Origin of the sequence: Pseudomonas sessilinigenes (assembly GCF_003850565.1) — a bacterium.
GTDB lineage: Bacteria > Pseudomonadota > Gammaproteobacteria > Pseudomonadales > Pseudomonadaceae > Aquipseudomonas > Aquipseudomonas sessilinigenes.
Map to the genome: position 1 here is coordinate 909,511 of NZ_CP027706.1, position 11,285 is coordinate 920,795.

The window sequence follows — 11,285 nt, forward strand, 5'->3', positions numbered from 1 at the left end:
CGGATCCCGCGGATCCAATGGCTTGCGAAAGGCGAGGCGTACGATGAGCAAAGAAGTACTGCTGGTTGTTGAGTCGGTATCCAATGAAAAAGGTGTACCGGCAAGCGTAATTTTTGAAGCGCTGGAGCTGGCCCTGGCCACTGCTACCAAAAAGCGTTTTGAAGACGAAGTGGACCTGCGTGTGGAAATCAATCGCCACAACGGTTCCTATGAGACTTTCCGTCGCTGGACGGTAGTCGATGAAGCCGATCTGGATGATCCAGCGGTGGAAACCTGGCTGAGCAAGGCCCGCGAAACTCATCCCGATGCCAAAGTCGGTGATGTGATCGAAGAAAAAATCGAATCCATCGAGTTCGGCCGTATCGCTGCCCAGACTGCCAAGCAAGTCATTGTGCAGAAGGTTCGCGAAGCCGAGCGCGCGCAAGTGGTCGATGCCTACCGCGAGCGCCTGGGCGAGATCATTTCCGGCACCGTGAAAAAGGTGACGCGTGACAACGTGATCGTCGACCTGGGTAACAACGCCGAAGCGTTGCTGGCCCGTGAAGACATCATCTCCCGTGAGACTTTCCGCGTTGGTGTGCGTTTGCGCGCTCTGCTCAAGGAAATCCGCACCGAGAACCGTGGCCCGCAGTTGATCCTGTCGCGTACCGCTCCGGAAATGCTGATCGAGCTGTTCCGTATCGAAGTGCCGGAAATTGCCGAAGGCCTGATCGAAGTCATGGCCGCCTCCCGTGATCCGGGCTCGCGGGCCAAGATCGCCGTCCGCTCCAAGGACAAGCGCATCGACCCGCAAGGCGCGTGCATCGGTATGCGCGGTTCGCGCGTCCAGGCTGTGTCCGGCGAGCTGGGTGGCGAACGTGTGGATATCGTCCTGTGGGACGAGAATCCGGCGCAGTTCGTGATCAATGCCATGTCGCCGGCTGAAGTCGCGGCCATCATCGTCGACGAAGATGCCCATGCCATGGACATCGCCGTTGGTGCAGACAACCTGGCCCAGGCCATTGGCCGTGGCGGTCAGAACGTACGCCTGGCCAGCCAGCTGACTGGCTGGACCCTGAACGTGATGACCGAGTCGGACATCCAGGCCAAGCAGCAAGCGGAAACCGGCGACATCCTGCGCAATTTCATCGAAGAGCTGGAAGTCGATGAAGAGCTGGCACAGGTTCTGGTTGACGAAGGCTTTACCAGCCTGGAAGAAATTGCCTACGTACCGTTGGAAGAAATGCTCAACATCGATGGTTTTGACGAAGACATCGTCAACGAGCTTCGTGCTCGGGCCAAGGATCGCCTGTTGACCAAGGCCATCGCTACTGAGGAAAAGCTGGCAGACGCCCATCCGGCCGAAGACCTGCTCTCGCTTGAGGGTATGGACAAGGATTTGGCGATGGAACTGGCGGTGCGCGGCGTGATTACCCGCGAAGACCTGGCCGAGCAGTCTATTGACGACCTGCTCGACATCGACGGCATCGACGACGAGCGTGCCGGCAAGTTGATCATGGCCGCCCGAGCCCATTGGTTCGAGTAATAGGCGCGGCCTGAGGAGAGAAGTGCATGACGCAAGTCACGGTGAAACAACTGGCCGATGAGGTCAAAACACCGGTAGAGCGCCTGCTGCAGCAGATGCGTGAGGCAGGTCTGCCGCACACCGCCGCCGAGGAACATGTGAGCGACAGTGAGAAGCAATCGTTGCTGACTCACCTGAAGAGCAGTCACAAGGCGAAGGTGGAAGAACCACGCAAGATCACTTTGCAGCGCAAGACCACCAGTACCCTGCGTGTCGCTGGCAGCAAGAGCATCAGCGTTGAAGTGCGTAAGAAGAAAGTCTTCGTACAGCGCAGCCCCGAAGAAATCGAGGCCGAGCGCCAGCGTGAGCTGGAAGAACGTCGCGCAGTAGAGAATGCTGCCCGTCAAAAGGCCGAAGAAGAAGCCAAGCGCCGCGCCGAAGAAGAGGCACGTCGCCAGCCAGCTCCGGTTGTCGAGCCTGTTGTCGAGGCGGTAGCCGCTCCTGCGCCTGTCGCGGCCGAGCGTGTGCAGGAGGCGCCAGCAGCGGCCCCGGCACCAGCAGTGGAAGCCCGTAAGAAAGACGAGCCTCGCCGTCCGGACAAAACCCGTAACGACGACAGCCGTCGTGGCAGCGATGGTGAGCGCAAGAACGCTCCGCACCGTGCTTCGGTCAAGGAAAAGGCTCCGGCGCCTCGCGTCGCGCCCCGCACGACCGATGAAGAAAGCGACGGTTTCCGTCGTGGCGGTCGCAGCAAGGGCAAGCTGAAGAAGCGTAATGCCCACGGTTTCCAGAACCCGACAGGGCCGGTTATCCGTGACGTACAGATTGGCGAGACCATCACTGTGGGCGAGTTGGCCCAGCAGATGTCGGTCAAGGCCGCTGAAGTCATCAAGTTCATGTTCAAGCTGGGCACTCCAGCCACCATCAACCAGGTACTGGATCAGGAAACTGCCCAGCTGGTAGCCGAAGAACTGGGCCACAAAGTGACCCTGGTCAGCGACACCGCCCTGGAAGATTCCCTGGCCGAGTCCCTGAAGTTTGAAGGTGAGGCTGTTGCCCGTGCTCCGGTCGTGACCGTAATGGGCCACGTTGACCATGGTAAGACCTCGCTGCTGGACTACATCCGTCGCGCCAAAGTGGCCGCGGGCGAAGCCGGTGGCATTACCCAGCACATCGGCGCCTACCACGTAGAAACCGAGCGCGGCATGGTCACCTTCCTCGACACCCCGGGTCACGCCGCGTTTACCGCAATGCGTGCCCGTGGTGCCAAGGCCACCGACATCGTGATCCTGGTGGTCGCGGCGGACGACGGCGTGATGCCTCAGACCGTCGAAGCCGTTCAGCACGCCCAGGCTGCTGGCGTACCGCTGGTGGTCGCGGTGAACAAGATCGACAAGCCGGGTGCCGACCTGGATCGCATTCGCAGCGAACTGGCGGCCCATGGCGTGACGCCGGAAGATTGGGGTGGCGATACTCCGTTCGTTCCAGTCTCCGCGAAAATGGGTACCGGCGTTGACGACCTGCTCGAAGCCGTCCTGCTGCAAGCCGAAGTACTGGAACTCACCGCAACCCCTTCGGCCCCTGGTCGTGGTGTGGTGGTCGAGTCCCGTCTCGACAAGGGCCGCGGCCCGGTGGCTACCGTGCTGGTCCAGGACGGTACCCTGCGTCAAGGCGACATGGTGCTGGTCGGCTCGAACTATGGCCGCGTGCGCGCCATGCTCGACGAGAACGGCAAGCCGATCAAGGAAGCGGGCCCGGCCATTCCGGTCGAGATCCTCGGCCTGGACGGTACTCCGGATGCTGGCGACGAGATGAGCGTGGTGGCTGACGAGAAGAAGGCCCGTGAGGTTGCCCTGTTCCGTCAAGGCAAGTTCCGCGAAGTCAAGCTGGCTCGTGCCCACGCTGGCAAGCTGGAAAACATCTTCGAAAGCATGGGCCAGGAAGAGAAGAAGACGCTCAACATCGTCCTCAAGTCCGACGTCCGTGGTTCGTTGGAAGCCCTGCAAGGCGCCTTGAACGGCCTGGGTAACGACGAAGTGCAAGTGCGTGTAGTTGGCGGCGGCGTCGGTGGTATCACCGAGAGCGATGCCAACCTGGCACTGGCCTCCAATGCAGTCGTGTTCGGCTTCAACGTGCGTGCCGATGCCGGTGCGCGCAAGATCGTCGAGCAGGAAGGTCTGGATATGCGTTACTACAACGTAATCTACGACATCATTGAAGACGTCAAGAAAGCCCTGACCGGTATGCTGGGCAGTGATGTCCGGGAGAACATCCTGGGTATCGCCGAGGTTCGTGACGTGTTCCGCTCGCCGAAGTTCGGTGCGATCGCCGGTTGCATGGTCATCGAAGGTGTCGTGCACCGTAACCGTCCGATCCGCGTACTGCGCGAAGACATCGTTATCTTCGAAGGCGAGCTGGAATCCCTGCGCCGCTTCAAGGATGACGCTTCCGAAGTGCGTGCCGGCATGGAGTGCGGTATCGGCGTCAAGAGCTACAACGACGTCAAGGTTGGCGACAAGATCGAAGTCTTCGAGAAGGTCCAGGTTGCTCGCAGCCTCTAACTCGCGCACTTCAAGAGCCCCGATGGATCGCTGCATGCAAATGCACGGCATCGCTGGCGGGCTCTAAACGCAACGCCCGGTCTGGTTTTTTCCAGGCCGGGCGTTTGCCGCTTTCAGACCACACGGGTTTCACCGTGAGGCAGTAACAGGTAGCAAGACATGGCAAAAGAATACAGCCGTACCCAACGTATCGGTGACCAGATGCAGCGCGAGCTGGCGCAACTGATCCGCCGTGAAGTCAAGGACCCACGTGTTGGCCTGGTGACGATCACCGCCGTGGAAGTCAGTCGTGACGTCGGTCACGCAAAGATCTTCATCACCGTGATGGGCCAGGAAGGTGCCGAAGAGATCGCCCAGAGCATCAAGGTGCTGAACTCGGCGGCAGGTTTCCTGCGCATGCAACTGGCGCGTGAAATGAAGCTGCGCAGCGTGCCGCAATTGCACTTCCATTATGACGAGAGCGTGGCCCGTGGTGCCCACCTGTCGGCCTTGATCGAGCGTGCCGTGGCCGAAGACAGCCAGCATGGCGACGCCTCCGCCCCTGAAGACACCAAGGAGTAAGCGGTGGCTCAGGTCAAGCGTATCCGTCGTAATGTCAGTGGGATCATCCTGCTGGACAAGCCCCTGGGGTTTACCTCCAATGCGGCGTTGCAGAAGGTCCGTTGGTTGCTCAATGCCGAGAAGGCCGGGCACACCGGTAGCCTCGATCCCCTGGCCACCGGCGTATTGCCGTTGTGCTTTGGAGAGGCCACCAAGTTCTCGCAGTACCTGCTCGATTCCGACAAGGGTTATGAAACCCTGATGCAGTTGGGCAAGACCACCAGCACGGCGGATGCCGAAGGCGAGGTCCTGCAAACCCGCGAGGTGACCGTTGGTCGTACCGATATTGAAGCGGTATTGCCGGAATTTCGTGGTGAAATCAAACAGATACCCCCCATGTACTCTGCCCTCAAGCGTGATGGCCAGCCACTCTACAAGCTGGCTCGTGCAGGGGAAGTGGTGGAGCGTGAACCGCGTTCTGTTACTATTGCGCGCCTGGAATTGCTCGCCTGTGAAGGCGACACCGCCCGCTTGGCGGTGGATTGCAGCAAAGGCACCTATATCCGTACCCTGGTGGAGGATATCGGCGAGAAACTCGGTTGTGGTGCGTACGTCGCGGAACTGCGACGGACCCAGGCCGGACCTTTCAGCCTGGCCCAGACGGTCACCCTGGAAGAGCTCGAGGCCGTGCATGCCGAAGGTGGTAACGAAGCGGTGGATCGTTTCCTGATGCCATCGGACAGTGGCCTGCTGGATTGGCCGTTGCTGCAGTTCTCGGAGCACAGTGCGTTCTACTGGCTCAATGGCCAGCCGGTACGTGCCCCCGATGCGCCGAAGTTCGGCATGGTGCGAGTACAGGATCACAATGGTCGCTTCATCGGTATCGGTGAAGTGAGCGAAGACGGGCGCATCGCGCCGCGTCGACTGATTCGGTCAGAGTGACCGAAACCAGCCTGTGTCACAGCAGGTTGGCGAGTGTGGCTGTCAGCAGGCACGGTCACTACTCTTTTTTTGATACAGGGATTTGTCCCTGGCCTGTTGAAACTGTTCTTGAACAGTTTCCTGATATAAGGAATGCCCACATGGCACTCAGCGTTGAAGAAAAAGCTCAGATCGTAACCGACTACCAGCAAGCTGTTGGTGACACTGGTTCGCCAGAAGTGCAAGTTGCACTGCTGACCGCCAACATCAACAAGCTGCAAGGTCACTTCAAGGCCAACGGTAAAGACCACCACTCGCGTCGTGGCCTGATCCGCATGGTAAACCAGCGTCGTAAGCTGCTGGACTACCTGAAGGGCAAGGACCTGAGCCGTTACAGCACCCTGATCGCTCGTCTGGGTCTGCGTCGCTAATCAGCGATTGCGCTATGAGGTTGGTTGCTTGCCATGCGTCAGCGGTTTTTCCGCCGGCGTATGGCAGGCTTCCAGCCTCAAGTTTTATCTGGGCTGTAGTTTTACCTGGACAATAAAGGCTGGGCCGATTCCCACCGTTGCCCAAGAATTTCGCAAGAACACAAGTTTCCCCAAGAGCCACAAAGAAGGTAGGACACCGTGAACCCGGTAATCAAGAAATTCCAGTTCGGTCAGTCGACCGTCACTCTCGAGACTGGCCGTATCGCCCGTCAGGCCTCCGGCGCAGTATTGGTCACCGTTGACGACGACGTCAGCGTATTGGTGACCGTAGTCGGTGCCAAGCAAGCCGATCCAGGCAAAGGCTTCTTCCCTCTGTCTGTCCACTACCAGGAAAAAACCTACGCCGCCGGCAAGATCCCTGGTGGTTTCTTCAAGCGTGAAGGCCGTCCTTCCGAGAAAGAAACCCTGACCTCGCGTCTGATCGACCGCCCGATCCGCCCTCTGTTCCCAGAAGGCTTCATGAACGAAGTGCAGGTTGTCTGCACCGTGGTTTCCACCAGCAAGAAGACCGATCCGGACATCGCTGCGATGATCGGTACCTCTGCTGCCCTGGCCATCTCCGGCATTCCTTTCGACGGCCCGATCGGCGCTGCCCGCGTCGCTTTCCACGAAAGCACCGGCTACCTGCTGAACCCAACCTACGAGCAACTGGCTGCTTCGAGCCTGGACATGGTCGTAGCCGGTACCGAAGAAGCGGTACTGATGGTTGAGTCCGAAGCCAAGGAACTGACCGAAGACCAGATGCTGGGCGCCGTGCTGTTCGCCCACGACGAATTCCAATCGGTGATCAAGGCCGTCAAGGAACTGGCCGCCGAAGCCGCCAAGCCAACTTGGGACTGGGCGCCTGCCGCCGAAGCCACCGAGCTGCTGGGTGCCATCCGCGCCGAGTTCGGCGACGCCATCTCCCAGGCCTACACCATCACCGTCAAGGCCGACCGTTATGCCCGCCTGGGCGAGCTGAAGGACCAAGTGGTCGCCAAGCTCTCCGGCGAAGAAGGCCAGCCATCGGCTTCCGACGTCAAGGCCGCTTTCGGTGAGATCGAATACCGCACCGTTCGCGAAAACATCGTTAACGGCAAGCCACGTATCGACGGCCGCGACACTCGTACCGTACGTCCTCTGAATATCGAAGTTGGCGTCCTGGCCAAGACCCACGGTTCGGCCCTGTTCACCCGTGGCGAAACCCAGGCCCTGGTCGTTGCGACCCTGGGTACTGCCCGTGACGCACAGCTGCTGGACACCCTGGAAGGCGAGAAGAAAGACCCCTTCATGCTGCACTACAACTTCCCACCGTTCTCGGTAGGCGAATGTGGTCGCATGGGTGGTGCTGGTCGTCGTGAAATCGGTCACGGCCGCCTGGCCCGTCGTTCCGTCCAGGCCATGCTGCCGGACACCGACTCGTTCCCTTACACCATCCGCGTAGTATCGGAAATCACCGAATCCAACGGCTCCAGCTCCATGGCTTCGGTCTGCGGTGCTTCCCTGGCCCTGATGGACGCCGGTGTACCGATGAAGGCTCCGGTTGCCGGTATCGCCATGGGTCTGGTGAAGGAAGGCGAGAAGTTCGCCGTCCTGACCGACATCCTGGGTGACGAAGACCACCTGGGCGACATGGACTTCAAAGTAGCCGGTACCGCCAAGGGTGTGACCGCGCTGCAGATGGACATCAAGATCAAGGGCATCACCGAAGAAATCATGGAGATCGCCCTGGGCCAGGCCCTGGAAGCTCGCCTGAACATCCTCGGCCAGATGAACCAAGTGATCGGCCAGTCGCGTACCGAGCTGTCGGCCAATGCTCCGACCATGATCGCGATGAAGATCGACACCGACAAGATCCGTGACGTCATCGGTAAAGGCGGCGCCACCATCCGTGCGATCTGCGAAGAAACCAAGGCTTCGATCGATATCGAAGACGACGGTTCGATCAAGATCTTCGGCGAAACCAAGGAAGCGGCAGAGGCAGCTCGCCAACGCGTCCTGGGCATCACCGCAGAGGCCGAGATCGGCAAGATCTACGTCGGCAAGGTTGAGCGCATCGTCGACTTCGGCGCCTTCGTCAACATCCTGCCGGGCAAGGACGGCCTGGTGCACATCTCCATGCTGAGCGACGCTCGCGTAGAGAAAGTCACCGACATCCTGAAAGAAGGCCAGGAAGTGGAAGTGCTGGTACTGGACGTGGACAACCGCGGCCGTATCAAGCTGTCCATCAAGGACGTGGCAGCAGCCAAGGCTTCGGGCGTTTAATCTCCCTTTAGCCTCACGCTGAACAAGCAAGCGCCCCGACTGGTTCGGGGCGTTTTGCTATCTGCACTTGATATCTCTTTGCCCTCTTGCCTGGCGCGCCCCAGGCGCCGGTGCTAGGTTTAGCCCACGCCGGTGTAGCTCAGTCGGTAGAGCAGCGCACTCGTAACGCGAAGGTCGCAGGTTCGATTCCTGTCTCCGGCACCAGAGAGCAAGCCAGGGCAGTTCATGACTGCCTACGCCCCTAAATGAACACCCTCGAAAGACACCGAACTACAAAACATCACCAGGCCGCTTCAGCCAATATGTCGAGTTCGCAGGTTATATCTAAAAACCATGCTAAATGGTCGTCATAGCTTGCTCTGTAAGCTCCAGAGCTTTCCTGCTCAATTCAGTTGAGCGCCTTCTAGTTGCCTGTTGAAGTGCGTCTGATGTTGCAGATGCCGATAAGCCAGAAACAAATACATCAACTAAGCGTTTGCTTGTACTTAACCGGCATCACGTACTGGGATCCGCAGTTTGTTCAATGCTATTGGGTTATGCACTTTGTAGCTCGATGAGCTTTGGACTTGGTTGTTCATGCTCGGGTTGGTCATGAAGTGGATGGTAGCCGCTAGGGGCATTACGCATAATGACAGCCAGGAATCATGGAGCGTCCGGTGTGAAGAAGTGGAAGTTGGCTGTGTTCGGTGTGGTGTCGCTGTTGCTTGCAGGCTGTGAGAAAGGGCCTTCCTATGAGTTCGAGGGGCAATACTTCGCCACTGAAGGCGAAGAGTGCGCGACTCCAGTGAGTACGAAAGACCTGGAACACTATCTTCTTGAGATAACCAAACAGGTGAGTTGGGGGCGTGTGATGTATTCCGCCACGTTGCCAGCGGCGGCAAACGCCGGGCTGCCTGTTGTCAGTGCGCAAGACGTCTCGCCCAATGATGATAATCAGCTCACTTTCAATTTCAGCAAAGCCAGGGTGTACGGGGTTCCTCCAGAGAATCCGGACTTTACTATCGTCGTTACCGTAATCCCCAATCAAAACAAGGAAGGGCATCTTTGGCTGATCAAGGAAAAGATGATTATCAACAAGGATGGGGAAGTGAAGGAGGTCGATATCCTTGAGCGTCTGAGAGACCTTATCGAAGTCGGGCAGGCAGGCGCTTGCTTGAGAAAAGCAGCGGTAACGGGTTGATTCTTGTGGTCCTGATTGGCTAATGCCGATCAGTCAAGACGCTTGTAGGAGCGAGGCTTGCCCGCGATGCGCGCTACCGTTAACAAGCGTCGACCGGCTGCTCCTAAAGGGGACCACCTCGCTTAACTGACGGGCATTACTCTCTTTGAAACACCGATAGAGCCCATCGCTTTGGCGGGATCTGCGAAATCCTGTTTCGCAAGGTTCTGGTGGGCTGGTGTTTGGCGATGCTCCGCAAAACCTCCGATTTTTCTGCAATGGGTGCATCAGGTCATATAAATCGTGGGCCAAAGCCCCTATATTCGGTCCCTGTCTGAGTACCAGCATGCTGTTTTCAGATGATCCCGAATGGCTCTGCAGGCCGGTTGAATCGAGCGGCCCAGAGATCCCAGCGACCCCGATCCATTTCCATTCCCAAGATCAGAGAGAACGAGATGATTCCTAAAGAGGCAAGAATCGACGTAGCGCTTGAAAGGTACTTGGCTGCCACGCCTTCCTTGCAAGAAGAAATCAGTGCCCTGAGCCCTGAGGAGCAGAAGCAGCAGGCGCAATGGGCCTTTGAAGACGAGGCGGAGTCTCGCGGCATCGAGCCGTGGGAGCTGGTGCTCGACCTGGTGGCCGAGACACCCGAGGAGCTGAAGGCCATGCGCCTGGAAGTGCACCAGGAGGTTGCCGAAGCACTGGGCATGGATCTTCAGGACTACCTGGAACTCAACGAAATCGACGATTGAGCATTAGCGGCGACCAGCTTCAAGAACGCTTCTTGAAGCTTGTCGCCAAGCCCGCCGCCGTTTTCAGAGGCTCAGGCGCATGGACAGGTCCAGGGCCTTCACGTCCTTGGTCATGGCGCCGATGGAGATGTAGTCCACGCCAGTCTCGGCGATCGGACGCAAGGTGCTCTCGTTGATCCCGCCGCTGGCCTCGAGCTTGGCCTGGCCAGCATTCAGGCGCACGGCCTCGCGCATATCGTCCAGGCTCAACTCGTCGAGCATGATGATGTCGGCTCCCGCCGCCAGCGCTTCTTTCAATTCCCCAAGGCTTTCCACTTCCACTTCCACCGGCTTGCCCGGGGCGATCTTGTGGGCGGAGCTTACGGCCTGGGCGATACCGCCACAGGCGGCGATATGGTTTTCCTTGATCAGGAAGGCGTCATACAGGCCGATGCGGTGGTTGTGGCAGCCGCCACAGGTGACTGCATATTTCTGTGCCAGGCGCAGGCCGGGGAGAGTCTTGCGGGTATCCAGCAGCTTGACCTGGGTATCGGCGACAAAGTCCGCCAGGTAGCGAGCGCGGGTGGCGACCCCCGACAGCAGTTGCAGGAAGTTCAAGGCACTGCGTTCACCCGTGAGCAGCGAGCGGGCCGGGCCTTCCAGGTGGAACAACACTTGATTGGCGACCACCCGTTCACCGTCTGCCACCTGCCAATGCACGGCGACCCTTGGGTCCAGTTGGCGAAACACCGCGTCGACCCAGGCGGTACCGCTGATCACCGCGGCTTCGCGGGTGATGATGGTGGCCTTGGCCAGCCGCTCGGCCGGGATCAATTGCGCTGTGATATCGCCGCTGCCGACATCTTCCAGCAATGCACGGCGCACGTTGGCTTCGATTTCGGCGGTCAGGTCGGCGAGGCGTAGATTCGGCATAACGGACTCCACAAACAAGGTGCGCCGATTATAGAGGCATGGGATCGACGAACCCAAGGCGGCTAATCCGGCCAGCCCAGGCCGAACCTGTGTTTCGTCGCTTTGTCTGAATAGATGAGAGATTTTTCCTAGAAACCTAAGGGTTATTTCCGAGGAGTCGACAGAGTCTGCTGGCGCAACAGGGGAGTTTTACAAGATAAT

General features: G+C 58.9%; 9 protein-coding genes and 1 tRNA gene. 9 read left to right on the plus strand and 1 reads right to left on the minus strand.

The genetic code is table 11. The features are described 5' to 3' along the window. Positions 1 to 43 precede the first annotated feature (43 nt). From nusA to C4K39_RS04165, 9 genes are all read left to right on the plus strand, one after another. Positions 44 to 1,525 carry a transcription termination factor NusA gene (gene nusA / locus C4K39_RS04125; RefSeq protein ID WP_068581166.1) on the plus strand — a complete coding sequence of 494 codons (1,482 nt, stop codon included), beginning with the start codon at positions 44 to 46 and terminating at the stop codon, positions 1,523 to 1,525. Positions 1,526 to 1,551: 26 nt separating this feature from the next. Then, positions 1,552 to 4,065, plus strand: a complete 2,514-nt coding sequence (gene infB, locus C4K39_RS04130; protein ID WP_068581169.1) for a translation initiation factor IF-2 — start codon at positions 1,552 to 1,554, stop codon at positions 4,063 to 4,065. 159 nt (positions 4,066 to 4,224) lie between these two features. Then, the gene (rbfA, locus tag C4K39_RS04135) at positions 4,225 to 4,626 is read left to right on the plus strand and encodes a 30S ribosome-binding factor RbfA (RefSeq protein WP_068581172.1); all 402 of its coding nucleotides are present in this window, start codon (positions 4,225 to 4,227) and stop codon (positions 4,624 to 4,626) included. 3 nt (positions 4,627 to 4,629) lie between these two features. Further along, positions 4,630 to 5,547, plus strand: a complete 918-nt coding sequence (truB, locus tag C4K39_RS04140; protein WP_068581174.1) for a tRNA pseudouridine(55) synthase TruB — start codon at positions 4,630 to 4,632, stop codon at positions 5,545 to 5,547. A 140-nt stretch (positions 5,548 to 5,687) separates the two neighbouring features. Continuing rightward, a complete protein-coding gene (gene rpsO, locus C4K39_RS04145) occupies positions 5,688 to 5,957 on the plus strand; it encodes a 30S ribosomal protein S15 (RefSeq protein ID WP_060837491.1) in 270 nt (89 codons plus the stop codon). Between the two features lie 198 nt (positions 5,958 to 6,155). After that, positions 6,156 to 8,261, plus strand: coding sequence for a polyribonucleotide nucleotidyltransferase (gene pnp, locus C4K39_RS04150; protein WP_068581177.1), 2,106 nt, complete (start codon positions 6,156 to 6,158; stop codon positions 8,259 to 8,261). A gap of 128 nt (positions 8,262 to 8,389) precedes the next feature. Continuing rightward, a tRNA-Thr gene (locus C4K39_RS04155) sits at positions 8,390 to 8,465 on the plus strand. A 454-nt stretch (positions 8,466 to 8,919) separates the two neighbouring features. Continuing rightward, a complete protein-coding gene (locus C4K39_RS04160) occupies positions 8,920 to 9,441 on the plus strand; it encodes a hypothetical protein (RefSeq protein WP_124345719.1) in 522 nt (173 codons plus the stop codon). A gap of 434 nt (positions 9,442 to 9,875) precedes the next feature. Continuing rightward, the gene (locus tag C4K39_RS04165) at positions 9,876 to 10,172 is read left to right on the plus strand and encodes a DUF6388 family protein (protein ID WP_031320853.1); all 297 of its coding nucleotides are present in this window, start codon (positions 9,876 to 9,878) and stop codon (positions 10,170 to 10,172) included. A gap of 63 nt (positions 10,173 to 10,235) precedes the next feature. On the opposite strand, the gene nadC is transcribed toward C4K39_RS04165, so the two are convergent. Next, on the minus strand, positions 10,236 to 11,084 hold the full coding sequence (gene nadC / locus C4K39_RS04170; RefSeq protein ID WP_124345720.1) for a carboxylating nicotinate-nucleotide diphosphorylase: 849 nt from the start codon (positions 11,082 to 11,084) through the stop codon (positions 10,236 to 10,238). Between the last annotated feature and the right edge of the window lie 201 nt (positions 11,085 to 11,285).